Origin of the sequence: Ideonella sp. A 288 (assembly GCF_002198735.1) — a bacterium.
Classification (GTDB): Bacteria; Pseudomonadota; Gammaproteobacteria; order Burkholderiales; family Burkholderiaceae_C; genus Pseudaquabacterium.
The window spans coordinates 1-21,199 of record NZ_MWLO01000094.1 but is presented as its reverse complement, the minus strand read 5'-3'; the positions used below and the strand labels follow the sequence as shown (position 1 = coordinate 21,199).

General features: G+C 71.1%; 16 protein-coding genes and 1 riboswitch. Of the genes, 6 read left to right on the top strand and 10 right to left on the bottom strand.

Translation table 11 applies throughout. The features are described from left to right. Window positions 1-49: 49 nt before the first annotated feature. The 3 genes from EOINJALH_RS08715 to EOINJALH_RS08705 are packed head-to-tail and all read right to left on the bottom strand — an operon-like array spanning window position 50 to window position 2,700. Window positions 50-1,573, bottom strand: a complete 1,524-nt coding sequence (locus tag EOINJALH_RS08715; RefSeq protein WP_088279964.1) for an ammonium transporter — start codon at window positions 1,571-1,573, stop codon at window positions 50-52. 34 nt (window positions 1,574-1,607) lie between these two features. Continuing rightward, a complete protein-coding gene (locus EOINJALH_RS08710; protein ID WP_088279963.1) occupies window positions 1,608-1,946 on the bottom strand; it encodes a P-II family nitrogen regulator in 339 nt (112 codons plus the stop codon). A gap of 13 nt (window positions 1,947-1,959) precedes the next feature. Beyond that, window positions 1,960-2,700 carry a TorF family putative porin gene (locus tag EOINJALH_RS08705; protein ID WP_088279962.1) on the bottom strand — a complete coding sequence of 247 codons (741 nt, stop codon included), beginning with the start codon at window positions 2,698-2,700 and terminating at the stop codon, window positions 1,960-1,962. A gap of 262 nt (window positions 2,701-2,962) precedes the next feature. Between EOINJALH_RS08705 and EOINJALH_RS08700 the strand changes: the two genes are divergently transcribed. The 5 genes from EOINJALH_RS08700 (at window position 2,963) to EOINJALH_RS08680 (ending at window position 10,029) form a co-directional block, all read left to right on the top strand. Continuing rightward, window positions 2,963-4,486 (top strand): YifB family Mg chelatase-like AAA ATPase, encoded by a 1,524-nt coding sequence (locus EOINJALH_RS08700; protein WP_088279961.1) that lies wholly within the window; start codon window positions 2,963-2,965, stop codon window positions 4,484-4,486. 28 nt (window positions 4,487-4,514) lie between these two features. Then, window positions 4,515-5,030: a hypothetical protein gene (locus tag EOINJALH_RS08695; protein ID WP_144289936.1), complete on the top strand. Its 516-nt coding sequence runs from the start codon at window positions 4,515-4,517 to the stop codon at window positions 5,028-5,030. A gap of 13 nt (window positions 5,031-5,043) precedes the next feature. Further along, window positions 5,044-5,553 (top strand): hypothetical protein, encoded by a 510-nt coding sequence (locus EOINJALH_RS08690; protein WP_144289935.1) that lies wholly within the window; start codon window positions 5,044-5,046, stop codon window positions 5,551-5,553. Window positions 5,554-5,625: 72 nt separating this feature from the next. After that, on the top strand, window positions 5,626-7,302 hold the full coding sequence (locus tag EOINJALH_RS08685; protein ID WP_088279958.1) for a formate--tetrahydrofolate ligase: 1,677 nt from the start codon (window positions 5,626-5,628) through the stop codon (window positions 7,300-7,302). 429 nt (window positions 7,303-7,731) lie between these two features. Continuing rightward, window positions 7,732-10,029, top strand: coding sequence for a S8 family serine peptidase (locus EOINJALH_RS08680; RefSeq protein ID WP_158219697.1), 2,298 nt, complete (start codon window positions 7,732-7,734; stop codon window positions 10,027-10,029). A gap of 58 nt (window positions 10,030-10,087) precedes the next feature. Here the strand turns inward: EOINJALH_RS08680 and EOINJALH_RS08675 are convergent, their stop codons facing one another. After that, window positions 10,088-11,290, bottom strand: coding sequence for an MFS transporter (locus EOINJALH_RS08675; RefSeq protein ID WP_088279956.1), 1,203 nt, complete (start codon window positions 11,288-11,290; stop codon window positions 10,088-10,090). A gap of 79 nt (window positions 11,291-11,369) precedes the next feature. Next, window positions 11,370-14,072: a methionine synthase gene (gene metH, locus EOINJALH_RS08670; RefSeq protein ID WP_234413731.1), complete on the bottom strand. Its 2,703-nt coding sequence runs from the start codon at window positions 14,070-14,072 to the stop codon at window positions 11,370-11,372. Between the two features lie 115 nt (window positions 14,073-14,187). Next, window positions 14,188-14,285, bottom strand: a riboswitch (S-adenosyl-L-homocysteine riboswitch). Window positions 14,286-14,389: 104 nt separating this feature from the next. Between metH and EOINJALH_RS08665 the strand changes: the two genes are divergently transcribed. Next, a complete protein-coding gene (locus EOINJALH_RS08665; RefSeq protein ID WP_144289934.1) occupies window positions 14,390-15,052 on the top strand; it encodes a hypothetical protein in 663 nt (220 codons plus the stop codon). Here EOINJALH_RS08665 and EOINJALH_RS08660 read toward each other — a convergent pair. The 5 genes from EOINJALH_RS08660 to EOINJALH_RS08640 all read right to left on the bottom strand — a co-directional run. Then, entirely contained in the window at window positions 15,030-16,085 is a 1,056-nt protein-coding gene (locus EOINJALH_RS08660; RefSeq protein ID WP_088279977.1) for a homocysteine S-methyltransferase family protein, read from the bottom strand. The two genes, EOINJALH_RS08665 and EOINJALH_RS08660, sit on opposite strands and share 23 nt — an antisense overlap. 54 nt (window positions 16,086-16,139) lie before the next feature. After that, window positions 16,140-17,642, bottom strand: a complete 1,503-nt coding sequence (locus EOINJALH_RS08655) for a bifunctional diguanylate cyclase/phosphodiesterase (protein ID WP_088279953.1) — start codon at window positions 17,640-17,642, stop codon at window positions 16,140-16,142. A gap of 145 nt (window positions 17,643-17,787) precedes the next feature. Then, window positions 17,788-20,091, bottom strand: a complete 2,304-nt coding sequence (locus tag EOINJALH_RS08650; protein ID WP_088279952.1) for an ATP-binding protein — start codon at window positions 20,089-20,091, stop codon at window positions 17,788-17,790. 94 nt (window positions 20,092-20,185) lie between these two features. Next, window positions 20,186-20,449 (bottom strand): DUF3567 domain-containing protein, encoded by a 264-nt coding sequence (locus EOINJALH_RS08645; protein ID WP_088279951.1) that lies wholly within the window; start codon window positions 20,447-20,449, stop codon window positions 20,186-20,188. Window positions 20,450-20,531: 82 nt separating this feature from the next. Next, the coding region (locus tag EOINJALH_RS08640; RefSeq protein ID WP_144289933.1) for a DUF3108 domain-containing protein at window positions 20,532-21,199 on the bottom strand (668 nt) is incomplete at its 5' end.

Sequence of the window (21,199 nt, the reverse complement as noted above, 5' to 3'; positions counted from 1 at the left end):
CGAAGGCCGCCCCAAGCTCGCTCGAAATGAACCGCTCAGAACACAGGGATCACTTGCTGTAGGCCGTCTCGCCGTGCGACGAGATGTCGAGGCCTTCGCGCTCTTCCTCTTCGGTCACGCGCAGACCGACGACGAGGTCGACGATCTTGAACGACACCGCGGCCACCACGCCCGACCAGACGACGGTCAGCAGCACGGCCTTCAACTGGATCCAGACCTGCGTGCCGATGGGGTTGGAGCCGACGGTGGCGGTGACCCAATCGGTCACCAGGCCCGGGCCGCCGAGGTCCTGCGTGTTGAACACGCCCGTCAGCAACGCGCCGACGATGCCGCCGACACCGTGCACGCCGAACACGTCCAGCGAGTCGTCGGCGCCGAGCATGCGCTTCAGGCCGTTGACACCCCACAGGCAGGCGAAGCCGGCGACGAAGCCGATGACGATCGCCCCCATGAGGCCGACGTTGCCGGCCGCCGGGGTAATGGCCACCAGGCCCGCCACCGCACCCGACGCCGCACCCAGCATCGAGGCCTTGCCGCGCATCAGCGCTTCACCCAGACACCAGGCCAGCACCGCAGCGGCGGTGGCGGTGAAGGTGTTCATGAAGGCCAGCACGGCCGAGTTGCCCGCTTCGAGCGCCGAGCCGGCGTTGAAGCCGAACCAGCCCACCCACAGCATCGAGGCACCGACCATCGTCAGCGGCAGGCTGTGCGGGGCCATGGCTTCCTTGCCGTAACCCACGCGCTTGCCGATCATGAAGGCACCCACCAGGCCCGCCACGGCGGCATTGATGTGCACCACGGTGCCGCCGGCGAAGTCCAGCGCGCCCCACTGCCACAGCATGCCGGCCTTGGCGTTCATCGCGTCGACGACTTCCTTGCCGGTGTAGGCGTCCGGGCCCATCCAGTACCACACCATGTGAGCGATCGGCGTGTAGCTGAAGGTGAACCACAGCACCGAGAACAGCAGCACGGCCGAGAACTTGATGCGCTCGGCGAACGCACCGACGATCAGGCAGCAGGTGATGCCGGCGAAGGTGGCCTGGAAGGCGGCGAACAGCAGCTCGGGGATGTAGACCCCCTTGCTGAAGGTGGCGGCCATGGCGAAGGTGCCGGTGGCGGGATCGAAGATGCCCTTCAGGAACAGCCGGTCGAAGCCGCCGATGTAGGCATTGCCTTCGGTGAAGGCCAGGCTGTAGCCGTACAGGGCCCACAGCACGACGATCAGCGAGAAGGTGACCATCACCTGCATCAGCACCGACAGCATGTTCTTGCTGCGCACCAGGCCGCCGTAGAACAGGGCCAGGCCGGGCACCGTCATCATGATGACGAGCAGGGTGGCCACCAGCATCCAGGCGTTGTCGCCCTTGTTGGCCACGGGCGCCGGGGCGGCCGAGGCAGGCGCCGCAGCAGCCGAAGCCGCCGCGGCAGGCGCTGGGGCCGCGGCCGGCGCCTCTGCGGCGGAGGCCGCAGAGGCGGCCATCGGGGCCGACGCCGCTGCGTCCTGCGCCGACGCGATGCCGGCAAAGCCGAGGACCGCCAGGCCCAGGGCGAGTGAAGCGATGAGTTTTCTCATGGGATTGTTCTTTCCAACGATGGTGGACGGCGCTTTACAGCGCGTCCTTGCCGGTCTCGCCGGTGCGGATGCGCACGACCTGCTCGAGCGTGGAGACGAAGATCTTCCCGTCGCCGATCTTGCCGGTGCGGGCCGAGGACTCGATGGCCTCGATGACGCGGTCGACGATCGCGTCGTCGACGGCCGCTTCGATCTTCACCTTGGGCAGGAAGTCGACGACGTACTCCGCACCGCGGTACAGCTCGGTGTGGCCCTTCTGGCGGCCGAAACCCTTCACTTCGGTGACCGTGATGCCCTGCACGCCGATGGCGCTGAGGGCTTCACGCACTTCGTCGAGCTTGAAAGGCTTGACGATGGCGGTGACCATCTTCATGACGATCTCCTGATCAGAAGTTGTACTTGACGCCGAGGACCAGGGCAGCCTTGCCGAGGAACTTGGTGCTGTTGGCGTTGACGCCCGGGACGTAGAAGCCCTTGTCGGCGTCGGTGCCGACGATGGCCAGGCTGGGGACGATGCCGTTGAAGTCCTTCGACACGGTGATGGAATAGTCCGTATAGGACGCGTTCGCCGTGTTCTTGACCTTCTGGTAGCCGACGTGCGGCACCACCGAGAAGCCGGCCACGTCGAAGGTGGCCGACAGGTCGAGGTAGTAGCTGTTCTTGCTGTCGGGGTTGCCGAACAGCGAGGTCAGGCCATGCGAGTACTTGGCGGTGACCGGGCCGTAGGTGACGGCGCCGTAGAGCTCGGTGGTGTTGGGGTTGGTGTAGGGCGTGGCCGACCAGCCGCTGGTCACGGCGCTGGGGTACCAGTAGTTCAGGATGCCGACGTCGTAGCCGACGTCCTTGACGATCTCGCCCTTGTAGCCGGCATAGAGGTCGACCTCGATCTTGGCGTCGCCGCGGGCGTCGTCGATCCACTTGATCGTCGAGGCCCAGGCGCCGATGTACAGGCCGCCGCTGGTGAAGTCGATGCCGCCCTGCAGCGCAGGCTTCAGGCGCGTCTGCGAGATGCCGCGGTAGCGGTAGTCGGACACGGCGCCAACGTTGAAGGCGAGGTCGGCGTACGACGCGGTGGGCAGGGCCGCGGCGGCGGCGACGAACGAGAGGGCGATCAGCGAGTTCTTCATGGGCGAGGCTCCGGGTGTGGATGAATGGAAGTGGTTGTCGGGGAACCTTTTTGCAGCTTCCATGCCATGTGTGTGCTGTCACAAACGCCCCAGGTCGGTGTGATCGGGCCAGCCGGCACCGCAATAGCGCACCGATTCGGGGCGCACTGGTAGGGTGCACCATGCGCGTGCGGTGATGGTTCGCCGTGCCCGCCAGGGGCCACGCGCTCGCGCACAATCGGCCCCGCGCGGGGCCGCAGAATGCCCCGCAGGGGAGGAACGCATGTCATTGGCCGTCGTCGCCAGCCGCGCGCTGGATGGGCTGGACGCACCCGAAGTGCAGGTGGAGGTGCACCTGGCCAACGGCCTGCCCAGCTTCACCCTGGTGGGCCTGGCCGACACCGAAGTGCGCGAGTCGCGCGAGCGCGTGCGCGCCGCGCTGACCAATTCGGGCTTCGCCTTCCCGCACAACAAGCGCATCACCGTCAACCTGGCGCCGGCCGACCTGCCCAAGGAGTCGGGCCGCTTCGACCTGCCGATCGCGCTGGGCATCCTGGCGTCCGACGGGCAACTTGATGCGGCGCGGCTGGCCGCCTGCGAGTTCGCGGGCGAGCTGTCGCTGGCCGGCGAGCTGCGGCCGGTGCGCGGCGCGCTGGCACTGGCCCTGGCGCTGTCGCAAGCGGCCGCTCCGCGCGCACTGGTGCTGCCCAGCGCCAGCGCGCGCGAGGCGGCGCGCGCCAGCGGCGTCACCGTGCTGGCCGCCGCGCACCTGCTGGACGTGGTGCGCGCGCTGCTGCCCGGCGAGGCCATGGAGCCCTTGTCGCCCGCCCGGCCCGACGACGCCTGCACCACCAACGTGAGCGCAGACTTGCGCGACGTGCGAGGCCAAGCGGCGGCCAAGCGGGCCATGGAAGTGGCCGCGGCCGGCGGCCACAGCCTGTTGATGGTGGGCCCGCCCGGCAGCGGCAAGTCGATGCTGGCGCAGCGCCTGCCCGGCCTGCTGCCGCCGATGACCGACGACGAGGCGCTGTCCAGCGCCGCGCTGGCCGGCCTGTCGCCGGGCGGCTTCGACACCACGCGCTGGCGCTGCCGGCCGGTGCGCAGCCCGCACCACTCGGCCAGCGCAGTGGCACTGGTGGGCGGCGGCTCGCCGCCGCGGCCGGGCGAGATCTCGCTGGCCCACGGCGGCGTGCTGTTCCTGGACGAGTTGCCTGAGTTTCCCCGCGCCGCGCTCGAAGCCCTGCGCGAGCCGCTGGAAACCGGCCGCATCACCATCTCGCGCGCAGCGCGGCAGGCCACCTTCCCGGCCGACTTCCAGCTGGTGGCGGCGATGAACCCCTGCCCCTGCGGCTGGCTCGGCGCCCAGGTGGCCAGCCGGCAGTGCCGCTGCACGCCCGACCAGGTGGCGCGCTACCAGGGCAAGCTGTCGGGGCCGCTGATCGACCGCGTCGACCTGCAGGTGGAGGTGGCCGCCGTCGCCCCGGCCGAGTTGCTGGCCCAGCCCGAAGGCGAGCCGACGGCCGTGGTGGCGGCGCGCGTGGCCACGGCCCGCGCACGCCAGATCGCCCGACAGGGCTGCGCCAACGGCGCGCTCGACAGCGCTGCGCTGGACACCGTCTGCGCCTTGGACGACGCCGCCTCGCGCTTCGTGCAACAGGCCGCCGGCCGGCTGGGCTGGTCGGGCCGCTCAGTGCACCGGGTGATGAAGGTGGCCCGCACCATCGCCGACCTGGCCGGCGCCGAATCCATCGGCGTGGTGCACCTGGCCGAGGCGATGCAGTACCGGCGGGCCTTGCCGCAGCAGTGAGCGGCAGGGCGTTCAGCGGAGCAGCGGCGTGACCTCATTCACCCCGAGACCCTGGCTGGTCCTGTGGATCGCAGCCGCGCTGGCGATGCCGGGCTGCGCGCTGGGCCCCCGCATGGTGGACCACGCGTTCGGGTTCGATGCGCTCGCTGACAGCCCGCAAGTCGAAATCTTGCACTACCGCTATGGCAGCACCAATGCCGCTTTCGTCTCTGCCGACACCGCCATTCGTCAGTTCGGAAAGAGCATGCAGGCCACCAACATCAATGGCCCAATCCCGCTCGGCGACACGCTCTACGTCAAGTGGCGCCTCAAGGCCACCGGCCAGACCTTCGAGGAGACCGTCGATCTGAAGTCCGTCCTGCCGCGCGAGATGGAGCGCCAACGGGTGTACTTCGTGGTGCAGGCAGACCACCTCTTCGTGTACCTGACGGATCTGACCAAGCCGAGACCTGATTCAGCGCCCATCGTGGGTCCGTTCAGGGTTCAGTCTTACGTCACCCGTCAGATCCACCCTGCCACCCCGCCAACCACTCCACACCGCTGAACAGAGCAACAACGTGAAGTCACTCGTCCGAAGACCCTGGATGGTTCTGTGGCTTGCAGGCGCGCTGGCAATGTCAGGGTGCGCGCTGGGCCCACGCATGGTGGACCACGCGTTCGAGTTCGACGCGAGGAACGACAGCCCGGGTGTCGAGATCCTCGCCTTTCGATACGGCGCCGGCGACTACCTGGCCACGCACGGGGAGGTCACGGCGCAGTACGGGCTGCCACCGCAGTACACCGGCATCAACGGCCCCATGCGGCTCGGCGACACGCTCTATGTCAAGTGGCGCCTCAAGGCCACCGGCCAGCAGTTCGAGGAGACCGTCGATCTGAAGGCCGTCCTGCCGCGCGAGATGGAGCGCCAGCGCATTCATTTCGTGGCCCAGGACAGAACGCTCTTCGTGTACCTGATCGACCCCGTGCCTCGCCCAGCCGACTGGCGGGCCATTGGTCCGCGAAAGTACCAGTACGAGAAGGTCACCCAGATCCACCCAGCCACTCCGCCAACGGCTCCACACCGTTGAACAGTGCGCCGGCGCGGGCGCCACCTCGCCGTGCCACCATCCCGTCCACCCCAAGACCCCAGGAGACCGGACTTGACCGAGACCGACATCGAGATCGCGCAGCGCGCGCGGCCGCGGCGCATCGCCGACCTGGCGCGCGAGCGGCTGGGCATCGCCGACGAGCACCTGGTGCCCTACGGCCACTACAAGGCCAAGATCTCGCTGCCCTTCATCGACTCGCTGGCCGGTCGGCCCGACGGCAAGCTGATCCTCGTCACCGCCATCAGCCCCACGCCGGCCGGCGAGGGCAAGACCACCACCGTGGTCGGCCTGGGCGACGCGCTCAACCGCATCGGCCAGAAGACCATCATCGCGCTGCGCGAGCCCTCGCTGGGGCCGGTGTTCGGCATGAAGGGCGGTGCGGCAGGCGGCGGCCATGCGCAGGTGGTGCCTATGGAAGACATCAACCTGCACTTCACCGGCGACTTCAACGCGGTGGCGCTGGCCAACAACCTGCTGGCCGCGACCATCGACAACCACGTGCACCACGGCAACGCGCTGGGCATCGACGTGCGCCGCATCACGTGGAAGCGCGTGATGGACATGAACGACCGCGCGCTGCGCGACATCACAGTGGGCCTGGGCGGGCCGGCCAACGGCTACCCGCGGCAGGACGGCTTCGACATCGTCGTGGCGTCCGAGGTGATGGCCATCCTGTGCCTGGCCACGTCATTGCGTGACCTGAAGGCCCGGCTCGGCCAGATCGTGGTCGCCAGCACGCGCGACCACCGCCTGGTGCGCGCCAGCGACCTGAAGGTGCACGGCGCGATGGCGGTGCTGCTGAAGGATGCGCTGGCGCCCAACCTCGTGCAGACGCTCGAAGGCACCCCGGCCATCCTGCACGGTGGGCCCTTCGCCAACATCGCGCACGGCTGCAACTCGGTGCTGGCCACGCGCACGGCGCTGAAGCTGGCCGACTGCGTGGTCACCGAGGCCGGCTTCGGGGCCGACCTGGGCGCCGAGAAGTTCATCGACATCAAGTGCCGCGCCACCGGCCTGGCACCCGCCGCCGCGGTGGTGGTGGCCACCGTGCGCGCACTCAAGTTCCATGGCGGCGTGGAACTGCAGCACCTCAACGAACCGAACCTGCCCGCGCTGCGCCAGGGCCTGGCCAACCTGGACCGGCACGTCGACAACCTGCAGCGCGTCTTCGGCCTGCGCTGCGTGGTGGCGGTGAACCACCGCGCGGACGACCGTGCCGACGAGTTCGCCGTGCTGCGCGACTGGGCCACCGAGCGGCAGGTGCCGCTGGTGTCGGCGCGCCACTGGGCCGAGGGCGGCGCGGGCGCGGAAGACCTGGCGCACGAAGTGTTGAGGCTGTGCGAGGCGCCCGCGCCGCTGCGCTTTGCCTACGACGACGCCGACCCGCTGTGGGAGAAACTGCGCCAGGTGGCCACACGGGTGTACCGCGCGGCCGACGTGAGCGCCTCGCCCGCGGTGCGCGCGCAGATCGACCGGCTGCAGCGCGAAGGCTTCGGCCACCTGCCGGTGTGCATCGCCAAGACGCCCTACAGCTTCAGCACCGACCCGGCCGCGCGCGGCGCCGCCACCGGCCACGTGGTGCACGTGCGCGAGGTGCGCCTGGCCGCCGGCGCCGGCTTCGTGGTGATGGTGTGCGGCGACATCATGACGATGCCGGGCCTGCCCACGCGGCCCGCCGCCGAATCGATCGACCTGACCGACGACGGGCGGGTGACGGGCCTGTTCTGAGGCCCCCGGCGGACGCGCCCTCGCGGCGCCCGTCCCCCTGGTGAATCGAGGCACGTGGCCGCGCCGAGCGTCTTCGCGCGACCCGCGACAGGACGCCGTGGTGGCCGCGTGCATGGCGCGTGATCACAGCGTCCGATCGACGCGCTGAACCCAAGCTGAACGCGGCGCCCGCCTGCGACAACGCGTCGCATCGTGTTCGCGGGATCCCGTTCCTACACTTCGGCCGCTAGCACCAACGCAGTGCGTGGACAGCACCACGCCGCCGTGCCGGATTCGACAGCGGCCACACAGGGCAGTCCCTCGTGAGAGGGTCCTCGTGGTCGGGACAGATCGAATGGTGGCTTCCCGTCGACCCCCTCGCCGACCCGCAGTGCGGAGCCATCCGCCATGGGCGCGACCGCACCCAACCCACTACGAAGGACAACCGCCATGAAAACGATCCACCACCTCAGCCTCGTCGCAGCGGCCGCCACGCTGGCGCTGCTGCCGTTGGGCACGCTGTCTGCCGCCGAGGCCCGCCCGGTGCAGGCGCGCGAGTTCGTCCAGGGCGAGTTGCTGGTCAAGTTCAAGTCCAGGGTGCCGGCGGCCGAGCGCGCGTCACGGCATGCGCGCGACGGCCACCGCCGACTGCGCGAGTTCAGGAACGTCGGCATCGACCACGTGGCGCTGGCCGCGGGCGAGAGCATGGACGCGGCCTTGCAGCGATACCGGGCGAACCCGGACGTCGAGTTCGCCGAGCCCAACTTCGTGCTGCGCGCGCAGGCCACGCCGCTCGATCCCGGGTTTCCGCAGCTCTGGGGCCTGAACAACACCGGCCAGGCCTTCGGCACGCCGGGTGCCGACATCAAGGCTCCGCTGGCCTGGAACACCACCACCGGCAGCGCCGGCGTGGTCGTCATGATGATCGACAGCGGCTTCGACCACACGCACCCCGACCTGGCCGCCAACGCCTGGGTCAACGCCGCCGAAGCCAACGGTGTGGCAGGCATCGACGACGACGGCAATGGCTTCGTCGACGACGTGCATGGCATCGACGTGAGCAATGGCGATGGCGACCCGATGGACGACAACGGCCACGGCACCCACGTCGCCGGCGTCATCGGCGCCGTCGGCAACAACAACCTCGGGGTCGTGGGTGTGAACTGGACCGTGCGCCTGGCCGCATGCAAGACGCTGAACGCGCTGGGCGAAAGCTCGGTCGCCGGCGCCATCGCCTGCCTCGAGTACACCCGCGCCCTGAAGAACGCCGGCGTCAACGTGGTCGCCGCCAACATGAGCTGGGGGGGGCCAGGGGGCTTCTCGCAAGGCCTGCGCGACGCCATCTCCGCTCAGCAGGACATCCTGTTCATCGCCTCGGCCGGCAACCTGGCGCTGAACAACGACACCAACGCCTTCTACCCCGCCAGCTACGACCTGCCCAATGTCATCGCCGTGGCGGCCACCGACCGCAACGATGCCCTGCCGGCCTTCAGCAGCTATGGCCGCCGCTCGGTGCACCTCGGCGCCCCCGGCGTGGACGTGCTCAGCACGTTCCCAGGCGCGCAGTACATCAGCGCCACGGGCACCTCGTCGTCGGCGGCCTATGTCACCGGCGTGGCCGCGCTGCTCAAGGCGCAAGACCCCACGCGCGATTGGCGGGCCATCAAGAACCTGATCCTGTCGGGCGCCAGCCCGGTCACCAGCCTGACCGGCAAGACGATCTCCGGCCGTCGCCTCGACGCCGCCAACGCGGTCAACTGCAGCAACCGGCCGCTGCTGTCGGCCGTCAAGGTGCCCAGCAACTTCGCGGCCGGCACGCCGGTCACGCTGTCGGCCTTGAGCATCAACTGCGGCGCCAGCGTGGGCCCGGTCACGGTGGCCACGTCCAACGGCGTCACGGTCGCGCTGCGCGACGACGGCATCGCGCCCGACCAGGCGGCCGGCGACGGCGTCTTCGCGGGCACCTGGACGCCCACCGCGGGGGTGACCTTCATCGACTACACCTCCGCCGCCGGCACCGAGCGCGTCGCCTTCCCGGACCTGGCCGTGCCCACCTTCACCGGCCCGGCCAGCGTGCCACGCGGCCAGCCGTTCACGGTGGTGGCCACCGTGGCCAACCTGGGTGCGGCCGCGGCAGCGGCCTCGTCGCTGTCGGTCTACCTGTCCACCGACGCCGTGTTCAGCACCACCGACACGCTGATCGGCAGCGTGGCAGTGCCGGCGATTGCCGCCGGCACGCAGCAGCCGGTGAGCATCGGCCTGACGATCCCGGCCAGCATGCCGGCGGCCACCTACCGCCTGTTCGCGGTGGCCGACGCGGGCAATGTGGTGGCCGAGTCCAACGAGGACAACAACGTCGGCCCGGCGCGCGCGATCGCCGTGACGGCGGCGCCGGTCGACCTGACGGTGTCCGCGGTCTCGGGCCCGCTGCGCGGCACGCGCGGCCAAGCCATCACGCTCAAGGGCACGGTGAAGAACCTGGGCACTGCCGCCGCGGGCGCCTCCACGCTGCGGCTCGTCCTGTCGACCGACGCCAGCATCACCACCGCCGACACCACCCTGGTGAACGTGCCGATCGGTGCGCTGGCGGCCGGCGCCTCGCAGGCCTTCACGGCCACCGCCGTCATCCCCGCTGGGCTGGTGGCCCGCACCTACACCCTCGGCGCCATCGCCGACGTGGGCAATGTGGTGGCCGAGACCAACGAGGCCAACAACGCCCGGGCCGGCAACACCATCGCCGTGAGGTGAGCCCAGGCGGTCGGCCCCGGCACCCGCGGCGCTGGCCGGGGCGCCCGGGTGCCGGCCGCTACGGCCGCGCCGGGTCGGCCGCGGGCTGCGCCACCGCCCCCGGCTCGCCGGGCAGCCACAGCACCACCGCGGCGGTGAACAGCGCGATGCCGGCCATGGCCATCAGCAGCGTGTCGAAGCCGGCCGACTTGACCGCCGGGCCCAACCCCCACACCGCCAGCGAGCTGACACCGGCCGACAGCGCCAGCCGCACGCCGGCCACGCGCGAGCGCATGCGGTCGTCGACATAACGCACGATGGTGGCGTCCGTGAACGGGATGCCGCCGAAGATCAGCACCATCGACGCCATCAGCGCCGCATACAGCGCCCAGCCCTGGGCCTGCGAGGCCAGCAGCAGCAGCGGCACCTGCGCCAGCACGATGCCCAGTTGCAGCGGCTTGAGCGGAAAGCGGTCGATCAGGCGCCCCACCACCACCTGCGCCAGCGAGGCCACCGCGTACACGGCGGCCAGCAGCAGGCCCAGCGTGGCCGGGTCTTCGATGACGCCGCGCAGGCGCTCGTCGAGCAGGCGGCCGTTGCCGTTGGTGGTCAGGTTGAACAGCAGGCCGCCGCAGGCCGAGGCCACCGTCATCACCACCAGCACCCGCGCCAGCTGCGCCGGCGCCAGCACCACCGCGGCCTTGCGCACGCGCTTCGACGGTGGCTCGGCCTCGTGCGGCACCACGCGCGCGAACAGCCAGCCCATCGCCAGGCAGGCGATGCCGGGAATCGCAAAGGCCATGCGCCAGCCGAAGGCCTTCACCAGCACGCCGGTGACCAGCGCCGCCGTGGCGATGCCCAGGTTGCCGCTGAGGCCGTTGACGCCGATGGTGGCCCCCGGCCGGCTGGCCCCCTGCACCAGCATCGGGATGCCCACCGGGTGGTAGATGGCCGAGAAGCAGCCCAGCAACGTCAGCGCCGCGGCCAGTTGCCAGGCGCTCTGCGTGGCGGCGGCCAACAGGGCCGACAGGCCCATGCCGACGAAGAACACCAGCATCATCTGCCGACGACCCCACAGGTCGCCCAGGCGGCCGGCGGGCAGCGAGCCCAGGCCGAACATCAGGAAGGCGCCGGCGCCGTAAGGCATCAGGTCTTCCCAGCGCGAGAAGCCGAAGTCCGCCGCGATGGCCACCACGGCGGTGGCGAAGATCAACAAGAACAGGTGGTCGACTGCATGGGCCAGGTTCAACAGCAGGGCGACGGCGCGCGACGGGGGGTGCATCGCGCGATTGTCGGCGCGCGCCGGGGGGGCTGCCAGCGCGGGCCCATGGCGGGCCGCGGCGACGGGTCGCGTCTCTGGCTCAGCCCAGCACGGGCGCCAGCAGCCGCCGGGCCATCGGGGCGTCGAGGCCTTCGCGCGCCGCCCAGTCGATCAGCTGGTCGTCGCCGATGTGGCCCACGTTGAAGTAGCGCGCCTCGGGGTGCGCCAGGTAGAAGCCGCTGACGCTGGCCGCGGGCGTCATGGCCAGGCTCTCGGTCAGGCCCATGCCGATGTCGCCGGCGTCGAGCACGCGGAACATCGCCCGCTTGACGCTGTGGTCGGGGCAGGCCGGGTAGCCCGGCGCGGGGCGGATGCCGCGGTACTGCTCGGCGATCAGCTGCTCGTGCGTCAGCGACTCGCCGGCGGCGTAGCCCCACAGGTCGGTGCGCACGCGCTGGTGCAGCCGCTCGGCAAAGGCCTCGGCCAGCCGGTCGGCCAGGGCCTTGAGCATGATGGCCGAGTAGTCGTCGTGCGCGGCCTCGAACTGCTGCACCCGCTTGTCGATGCCCAGGCCGGCGGTCACCGCGAACAGGCCGATGTGGTCGGCCGCCACGCCGCGCGGCGCGATGAAGTCGGCCAGGCTGCGGTTGGCGCGGCGCACCCCGTCGATCACCGGCCGCTCGGTCTGCAGGCGCAGCGGGCGCCAGTGCATCAGCACCTCGGTGCGCGATTCGTCGGCGTAGATCTCGATGGTGTCGTCGTCCACCGTGTTGGCCGGCAGCAGCGCGATGACGCCATTGGCCTGCAGCCAGCGGCCCTCGATCACCCGCTGCAGCAGGCGCTTCGCGTCGTCGAACACCTTGGTGGCCTCGGCGCCCACCACCTCGTCGCGCAGGATGTCGGGGTAGCGGCCGGCCAGGTCCCAGGTCTGGAAGAACGGGCCCCAGTCGATGCTGGCGGCCAGCTCGGCCAGGTCGTAGTTGCGGAAGACGCGGCGGCCGATGAACTTGGGCGCCGGCGCCACGCCGGCCGACCAGTCGATCGGCGTCTTGTTGGCCCGCGCGGCGGCCAGCGGCACCAGCGGCGCGGCCTTCTTGCCGGCGTGCAGCGTGCGCACGCGGTCGTAGTCGGCGTTCAGTTCGGCGACGAAGGCGGTGGCGCGCTCGTCGGACAGCAGGTCGGCGCACACGCCCACGCTGCGCGAGGCATCGGGCACGTAGACCACCGGGCCCTCATAGTGCGGCGCGATCTTCACCGCGGTGTGCACCCGGCTGCAGGTGGCGCCGCCGATGAGCAGCGGGATCCGGCGCGAGCGGAACCACTCGTCGCGCTGCATCTCGGCCGCCACATGCTGCATCTCCTCGAGGCTGGGCGTGATCAGGCCCGACAGGCCGACGATGTCGGCGCCCTCGATGCGTGCCTTGGCCAGGATGTCCTGGCAGGGCACCATCACGCCCATGTTCACCACCTCGAAGTTGTTGCACTGGAGCACGACGGTGACGATGTTCTTGCCGATGTCGTGCACGTCGCCCTTCACCGTGGCGATGACGATCTTGCCCTTGGGCTTGGCCTCGCCGCCGGCGTCGACCAGGGCCTTCTTCTCGGCCTCGATGTAAGGCAGCAGGTGGGCCACGGCGCTCTTCATCACGCGCGCGCTCTTCACCACCTGCGGCAGGAACATCTTGCCGGCGCCGAACAGGTCGCCCACGGTGTTCATGCCGCTCATCAGCGGGCCTTCGATGACGTGCAGCGGTCGGCCCCCCCGGGCCTGGATCTGCTGCCAGCACTCTTCGGTGTCGGCGACGATGAAGTCGGTGATGCCGTGCACCAGCGCGTGCGACAGCCGCTCGTTCACGTCGCCCGCGCGCCAGGCCAGGCGGGCGCTGTCGTCCTTGGCCGCGCCCTTGACGTTCTCGGCCACTTCGAGCAGCCGCTCGGTGGCGTCGGGGCGGCGGTTCAGCACCACGTCTTCCACCCGCTCGCGCAACTCGGCCGGGATGTCGTCGTACACGCCCACCATGCCGGCGTTGACGATGCCCATGTCCAGCCCGGCGCGGATGGCGTGGTACAGGAACACGGTGTGGATGGCCTCGCGCACCGGGTCGTTGCCGCGGAAGCTGAAGCTCACGTTGCTCACGCCGCCCGACACCTTGGCGCCGGGCAGGTGTTGCTTGATCCAGCGCGTGGCCTCGATGAAGTCCACCGCGTAGTTGGCGTGCTCGTCGATGCCGGTGGCGATGGCGAAGATGTTGGGGTCGAAGACGATGTCCTCGGGCGGGAAGCCGACCTCGTCGACCAGCAGCCGGTAGGCGCGCTCGCAGATCTGCGTCTTGCGCGCAAAGGTGTCGGCCTGGCCCTGCTCGTCGAAGGCCATCACCACGGCCGCGGCGCCATAACGCCGGACCAACGCAGCCTGGCGCCTGAACTCGGCCTCGCCCTCCTTCAGCGAGATCGAGTTGACGATGCCCTTGCCCTGCAGGCACTTCAGCCCGGCTTCGATGACGCTCCACTTGGACGAGTCGATCATGATCGGCACGCGGGCGATCTCGGGCTCGCCGGCGATCAGGTTCAGGAAGCGCACCATCGCCGCCTGGCTGTCGAGCATGGCCTCGTCCATGTTGATGTCGATGACCTGCGCGCCGTTTTCCACCTGCTGGCGGGCCACCGACAGCGCATCTTCGAAGCGGCCCTCGAGCACCATGCGGGCGAAAGCCTTGGAGCCGGTGACGTTGGTGCGCTCGCCGATGTTGACGAACAGGTGGCCTTCGCCGATGGTCACCGGCTCGAGGCCGGCCAGGCGCATGGGCGGCACAGCCGTCGGGGCGGTGGGGGACTCGGCGGGCACGGCGGTCGTCTGGGCGACGGCGGCGGTCGGGCGTTGGGGGTCGGTCATGGCGCGTGTCACCCGGGGCGTTGTGCGAGGGTGAGCGCCGTTGCCACACCGTGCTCCGCAGGCCGGGCACGGCTTCCCGAGCCTGGCGGCGGTACCACCGCCGTCGCAACGCTCCTCGGGAAAACGCGGATTCTATCGACCCCCAACCCAGGGGTCGGTCACGTCCGTTCACCGTGCTTACACCTTGCGTGACGGCTTCAACGCCCGGCCGGATTGCAATGCGGGCCATGCAACTCTGGATGATCCTTCTGGCGCTGGTCCTGGCGGGCTGTGGTTCGACACCGCCCGCGCCACAGCCGACCCCGGCCCGACCATCGAAGCCCACCGGCCGCTCGCCGGCCGAGGGCGCGGCCGCGTCGGCGCCCACCCGGCCGCGCGCGGCGCCCCACGCTGCGTCCGCGCCGCCGCCGGCTGCGGCGGCGTCCGCACCGGCCCCGGCATTCGCCCCGGTGCGCGGCCCGCTGGCGGCCGAGCACCGCTGGCTGTGGGACCTGTTCGCCGGCACGCCGGTGCTGGTGGTGGGCGAGGTCGACGGCGCGGTGCGGGTCGACGTGCCGGTGCGCCATGCCTTCGACGCGGGCGGGAGCCAACCTCGGCCGGCGCTTCAGGCCGTGCTGCAGCGGCTGGGGCTGAGCCTGTCGCGCCACCCCACTGCGCGGCTGACGCTGAGCGCGCCCGAGCCGGGCGGTGCCGACCGCGAGCGGGCGATGCGCGAGCAGATGCTGGCCCAGGGGCTGGCGCCGCACCGGGTGTCGGCCACGCCGGGCACGGCACCCGGCGACGCGGTGAAGCTGCGCATGGCCTCGGCGCCCGGCGCCATCGTGCGCCTGCGCGACAGCGACCTGCCGGCGGCGCCGGCGGCCACGCTCACGCCGCCAGCAAGGCGCTGAACAGCGGGTCGCGCAGCGATCGCGGCCGGTACGTGCGGGTGCGCCGGGCGATCTCGGCGATGTGCTCGGGCGTGGTGCCGCAGCAGCCGCCGACGATGTTGACGAAGCCTCTGGCGGCGAACTCGGCCAGCATGCCGCCGGTGACCTCGGGCGTCTCGTCGAAGCCGGTGTCGCTCATCGGGTTGGGCAGGCCGGCGTTGGGGTAGCAGCTGATGAAGGTGTCGCCGGCCACCTTGGCCAGCTCATCGATGTAGGGCCGCATCAGCGCCGCGCCGAGGGCACAGTTCAGCCCCACCGCGATCGGCCGGGCGTGGCGCACCGAGTGCCAGAAGGCCGACACCGTCTGCCCCGACAGGATGCGGCCCGAGGCGTCGGTGACCGTGCCGGAGATGATCACCGGCAGGCGCTCGCCGGTGCGCTCCATCAACTCGTCGAGCGCGAAGATCGCGGCCTTGGCATTGAGCGTGTCGAAGATGGTCTCGACCAGGAACAGGTCGACCCCGCCGTCGAGCAGGCCCTCGGCCTGTTCAAGGTACGCGGCGCGCAGCTGGTCGAAGCTGACGTTGCGGGCGCCGGCGTCGTTGACGTCGGGGCTGATGCTGGCGGTGCGCGGCGTGGGGCCCAGCGCGCCGGCGACGAAGCGCGGGTGATCGGGCGTGGCCACCGCATCGGCGGCCTCGCGGGCGATGCGGGCAGCGGCGACGTTGAGCTCGCGTGCGATGTCGGCCAGGCCGTAGTCTTCCTGCGCGATCGAGGTGGCGCCGAAGGTGTTGGTCTCGATGATGTCGGCACCGGCGCGCAGGTACTGCTCGTGGATCTGGCGGATGACGTCGGGACGCGTCAGTGGCAGCAGGTCGTTATTGCCCTTCAGGTCCTTCGGGTGCGCGGCGAAGCGCGGGCCGCGGAAATCCGCCTCGCCGAGGCGGTGGCGCTGGATCATCGTGCCCATGGCACCGTCGATGACGACGATGCGCTCGCGCAGCAGTGCGGGCAGGGCTTGGCCACGGGTGTAGGCGATGGGTTGGGCAGGCATGGCCAAATTGTAGGAGCCGCCCCGGCATGTGCCCGGCGGCAGGGCCATGCGCCGTCAGAGGTCCACGGGCAGCGTGTCACGGAACAGCGACGGGCGGAAGCCCGTCGGCTGGTCGGGCCGGTCGTCCTCGGCGGCCCACAGCGACAGCGCCTTGGCCGACATCGGCCGCGCGAACAGGTAGCCCTGCAGCTCGTCGCAGTCCAGTTGCACCAGCAGGTCGCGCTGGCGCTCGGTCTCGACGCCTTCGGCCACCACGCGCAGGTGCAGCGCATGGGCCACCTTGACCACCGCGTCGACGATGGCGCGGGCATCGGCGCTGGTGGCCAGGTCCTGCACGAAGGAGGCGTCGATCTTCAGCTCGGCCGCCGGCAGCCGACGCAGGTAGGACAGGCTGGCCTGGCCGACGCCGAAGTCGTCGATCGAGACGTGCAGGCCAGCCTTGCGCATGCGGTCGAAGGTGCGGTGGGTGACCCGCGTGTCCTCCATCGCCACCGATTCGGTGATCTCGCAGGTGAAGCGGTTCGCGCTCAGGCCGTTGGCGGCCAGCGCCGCGGTGAGGCGGTCGACCAGGTCGTCCTGCCGCATCTGGTAGGCCGAGATGTTGATGGCCACGCGCATGCGCAGGCCGCTCTGGCGCCAGAGTCCGGCCTGTCGGCAGGCGTCCTCGATGACCCAGTTGCCGATCGGCCCGATCAGCCCGAATCGCTCGGCCAGCGGGATGAAGATGGCCGGGCTGATCAGCCCGCGCTGCGGGTGGTGCCAGCGCAGCAGCGCCTCGGCGGAGGTGATCTGCAGGCTCCTGGCGTCGATCTTGGGCTGGTAGACCAGCTCGAGCTGCTTCAGCGAGACGGCCTGGCGCAGGTCGCGCAGCAGTTCGGCCTGGTCCTTCATGTCGACCGACATCGCCGGGTCGAACACCGCGTAGTCGCCGCCGCCGGCCAGGCGCACCTGGCGCATCGCCGTGCTGGCGTGGCCGATGATGCGCGCGCGCGAACCGTGCTGGGGGTAGCTGGCCAGGCCGATGGAGCAGACCAGGTCGGGGTCGCTGCTCTCGCCGTGGGCGCCGCCCAGCCGGGCGATCAGCGCGTCGGCCAGGGTGCGGGCCTTGGCCAGGTCGGCATCGACCATCATCACGAAGGCATCTCCGCCGGTGCGGGTGACCACGGCCGTGTCGTCGACGCAAGTGGTCATGGCCTCGGCGGCGCGCTGCAGCGCGACGTCGCCGCAGCCGTGGCCGAAGGCCTCGTTGACGGACTGCAGGTTGTCCAGGTTGACGAAGACCAGGGTCAGCCGCCGCTCGCCGCGGTCGCAGGCCGCAACGGCCTCGTCGAGCAGGGCATCGAAGCGCGGGCGCGGCAGCACGCCGGGCAGGCTGTGGTCCTCGGCCTCGTCCAGGCGCGTGGTCAGCGACTCCACCGAGGCCTGCAGGCGCCGGCCGATGGCCCGCTGCCGCCACCACAGGGCGAAGGCGACGAGCAGGGCGGCGCCCAGCGCCGCTGCGGCCCACAGGGGAAACGCACCAGCGCCCGGGCTCGCAGAGAGACTGGCGGCATCCATACCCCAAAAGTATCGGCCGCCGGCCGGGTCGGTTGAGCGCCGCGCCGCACGAAGCCGGCCGAGCTGCCAAATCGGCACGCGGCATTGTTCAGGTGGGCGTGGGAAAGGCACCGCGGCCGGCCCGCGCCGCGGCGGGTGCGCCGGCTCAGCCGGCGGGGCCGAAGCCGATCGACCGGCGCTCGCGCACCTCGGGCTTGACGCGGTGCTCGCCCTCCAGCTGCGACAGGAACTCGTCCGGCTCGAACTCGGCGCCCAGCACGTCGACCTGCCGGCGCACCGCGGCAAAGTCGCCCGGCGTCAGCGCGTCGAGCTCGGCCAGGCGGCGGCGCTGTTCGTCGGTCAGCGCTTCGGCACTGCCGCCCAGCGCCTCGGCAACGAACATCTGCTCTCGCTGCTCGGGCCGCAGCGGCTTGAAGCGGATCTTGAAGGTGAAGCGGCGCAGCGCCGCCTCGTCGAGCGCATCGAACAGGTTGGTGGTGCAGATGAAGATGCCGGCAAAGCGCTCCATGCCGGCCAGCATCTGGTTCACCTCGGTGACCTCGTAGCTGCGCTCGGCGCGCTGGCGGCTGCGCAGGAAGCTGTCGGCCTCGTCCAGCAGCAGCACCGCCTGCTCGGCCTCGGCCTCGGCGAACATGCGGGCCATGGCCTGCTCGGTGTCGCCGACGAACTTGCTCATCAGGTCGCTGGCCAGGCGGATCATCAGCGGCCTGCCCAGCCGCTGGGCGATGTGCTCGGCCAGCGCCGTCTTGCCGGTGCCCGGGGCGCCGTGCAGGCACAGCGTGCCATGGCCGCGGCGCTGCAGCGATTCGACGATGCGCTCGATCTCGAACCGGCTGTCGAGGTTCAACAAGCCCAGCTGGTACTGCGTGACCACCGGCCGCGCGGCGTGCGAGGCGCCGGCCTGGCCCAGCGCCTTGTCGGCATGGCCGAGCTGGCGCTCGATGAGGGCCTCGACCTCGTCCGGCGCCTCACCCACCAGCCGCGCGAAACGCAGCGCGGTGCGGATCTGCGCCGGCGTCAGCCCCTTGCGCTCGGCCAGCTTGGCGGCGAAGCCGTCGCTCACTTTCTGGCCATCCAGCGCCCGCTCGACCAGCGCCTGGCGCGCGCCGGGCGGCGGCGACTTCAGCTCGAGGTGGTACTGGAAGCGGCGGCGGAAGGCCGGGTCGATCTGCTCGATGCGGTTGGTGATCCACACCACCGGCACCGGGTTGGTCTCGAGGATCTGGTTGACCCAGGCCTTGCCACTGACGCTGGCCGAGCTCTCGCCCGATGAGTCCTGGCGCGACAGCCATTGCGCCGCGTCGGGCGACAGGGGCGGGAACACATCCTCCACCTCGTCGAACAGCAGCGCCACGCCGGCATTGCCCTTGAGGAACACCTGGCTGATCTGCAGCGAGCGGTAGCGGTCGCGGCCGGACAGCGAGTTGCCGTCGCGATCGGCGTACTCCACTTCGAACAGCGACAGCCCGGCGTCCTGCGCGCAGACCTTGGCCAGCTCGGTCTTGCCGGTGCCCGGCGGGCCGTACAGCAGCACGTTGACGCCGGCGGCCTGGCCCTCGACCGCGGCGCGCAACAGCCGGGTGAGCACCCGCACGTCGTCGGCGACGAAGGCGAAGTCGGTGGCATCGAGCGCCGAGCGCGACGCCGGGCGGGTGAACACCGCCATCAGCTCGTCCGGGCCCCGGTACTCGCGCATCAGCACCGGCGGCATCTGGTCGCTGACCTTCATCAGGTCGGCCAGGTCGGTGATGTTGTGTTCGGAGATCAGGTTCTCGACCATGCCGATGCGCTCGAGCCGGCTGCCGGCGCGCAGCGCGTCGGCCACCTCGCGCTCGTCCACCCCGGCCACCGCCGCCAGCGCGGCATGGGCCTGCTGGGCATTGCTCACCTTGAACTCGACCAGCAGGCCGCGCAGTTCGCGCTGATAACGCGCCAGGGTGCCGTACAGCAGCAGCGCCCGCTCGGCGGGGTTGAGCTGCAGCAGGTTGGCGAGCGAGTCGATGTTCTTCTGCACCAGGGTCGACTGGCGCTTCAGGTCGCGCGCCAGCCAGTCGCAGGTGGACGACAGCACGGCCAACAGGTCCTTCGGCGAGTCTTTCACGTACTCGTCGATGTAGAAGAACAGGCTGGTCTCGTCGTAGGGGCCGCGCCAGGTGCCGTGGCGCTCGATGAAATCGCGGTCGGCCAGCGCCTCGTGGCCGCGCCAGGCGGCCTGCCCCTCGCAACGCCTGGCCAGGTAGCCGCGCACGCGGCCCAGCACCGACGCCGGCCACACCAGGTGCCGGCCGACCAGCGCGAAGAGGCTGCCCCAGTCGCGGCGCAGGTTGAACTGCGCGCCCTGCCGCAGCGCGAGCGTGAGCACGAAGTGCGAGCACAGCCGGTCGAGCACCGGCGCCTCGGCCAACCCCGGCGACACGATCCATGAGCCCGAACCCAGCGACTTGCGCATCACGCCCCTTGTTCAACAGCGCGCCCGCAGGCGCCAGGGGCCGATCTTGTCGCAGCGCGGCGCCCCGGGCAACCCATGCCCGGGGTGGGGTGGGTCAGTGCAGCACGACGGGCTGCTGCGCCAGTTCGGTGAAACCGCCGATGAACTCGTCGATGGCCTCGGGGTTGGGCCCCTGCTCGACCAGCGCCTGCACGCCCTGCTGGAAGCGCTGCGCCAGCGCGCCCTGGAGGTAGATCTCCTTGCGCGCGAACTTGTCGACGATCTCGTACCCGCCGCGGGCCGGCGTGGCCTGGCCTTCGGGCGCGGGCACTTCGAAAGCCACGACGACGAAATGGTCCGAGTTGTAGAGCATCTGCATGTGGGTTTCTCCTGCCCTGCAACTGGGGCCATCGGCCCGGCTTTCAAGCGCTCCCCCTGGGAACAGCGGCCCCTGGCGCCGGTCAGGGCGGCGACGGCCCGTCGGTCAGCGCCAGGTCCAGCAGCGCGTTGCCGCGTGGCACCGTCATGCGCAGCCGCACCGGCCAGTGGCCGCGCTGCGGGTCCAGCCAGGCCTCCACGCGCCAGTCGTGCAGGTGCCGGGGTTCGCGCAGCACGCGGGTGGCGGTCACCGGGCCGGCCGGCGTGTCGACGCGCTCGGCGCCCTGGGCGATGAAGGTCCACAGGTCGCCGGCGCCCCGCGCGTCGACGACGAAGATCGACACGGTGGCCGGCAGGCCACCGGCCGCGGAAGCGATGGCGGCCAGTTGGGCCACCCAGGCCAGGCGATCCTGCGCGCCGGGCCAGGCCGGGTGGTCGTGGCGCGGGCCCGAGAAACGGATGCGGCCGGTCTCGCGCTCGAAGTTGGCGGCGCGCCCGCCACGGCCCCGTCGCTGGTCGACGAAGCGCTCGGGGGCCAGTCCGGCGGCGTCGAAGCCGCCGTGGCTGGTCTGCGCCAGCAGTGGGCCGTCGGCGCCCTGCACCGCCAGCGCCAGGCGGTAGCCCGAGCCGTCGTGCTGCCAGTCGAGCGTGGCCTCGCCATTGCGGTCACCCAGGCGGGCGGCGTAACGCAGCCGCGCCGGCGCGGGCGGCCGGGTGGCGTACAGCGGCGGCGGCTCGGCCTGGGGCGAGG

Excerpts from the sequence above, each read along its gene's own strand:
- EOINJALH_RS08665 (WP_144289934.1), top strand. The coding sequence starts at position 14,390 with ATGCAACTCTGGATGATCCTTCTGGCGCTGGTCCTGGCGGGCTGTGGT.
- EOINJALH_RS08675 (WP_088279956.1), bottom strand. The coding sequence starts at position 11,290 with ATGCACCCCCCGTCGCGCGCCGTCGCCCTGCTGTTGAACCTGGCCCAT.
- metH (WP_234413731.1), bottom strand. The coding sequence starts at position 14,072 with ATGCGCCTGGCCGGCCTCGAGCCGGTGACCATCGGCGAAGGCCACCTG.
- EOINJALH_RS08710 (WP_088279963.1), bottom strand. The coding sequence starts at position 1,946 with ATGAAGATGGTCACCGCCATCGTCAAGCCTTTCAAGCTCGACGAAGTG.
- EOINJALH_RS08715 (WP_088279964.1), bottom strand. The coding sequence starts at position 1,573 with ATGAGAAAACTCATCGCTTCACTCGCCCTGGGCCTGGCGGTCCTCGGC.
- EOINJALH_RS08655 (WP_088279953.1), bottom strand. The coding sequence starts at position 17,642 with ATGGATGCCGCCAGTCTCTCTGCGAGCCCGGGCGCTGGTGCGTTTCCC.
- EOINJALH_RS08700 (WP_088279961.1), top strand. The coding sequence starts at position 2,963 with ATGTCATTGGCCGTCGTCGCCAGCCGCGCGCTGGATGGGCTGGACGCA.
- EOINJALH_RS08650 (WP_088279952.1), bottom strand. The coding sequence starts at position 20,091 with ATGCGCAAGTCGCTGGGTTCGGGCTCATGGATCGTGTCGCCGGGGTTG.
- EOINJALH_RS08705 (WP_088279962.1), bottom strand. The coding sequence starts at position 2,700 with ATGAAGAACTCGCTGATCGCCCTCTCGTTCGTCGCCGCCGCCGCGGCC.
- EOINJALH_RS08660 (WP_088279977.1), bottom strand. The coding sequence starts at position 16,085 with ATGCCTGCCCAACCCATCGCCTACACCCGTGGCCAAGCCCTGCCCGCA.
- EOINJALH_RS08645 (WP_088279951.1), bottom strand. The coding sequence starts at position 20,449 with ATGCAGATGCTCTACAACTCGGACCATTTCGTCGTCGTGGCTTTCGAA.
- EOINJALH_RS08680 (WP_158219697.1), top strand. The coding sequence starts at position 7,732 with ATGAAAACGATCCACCACCTCAGCCTCGTCGCAGCGGCCGCCACGCTG.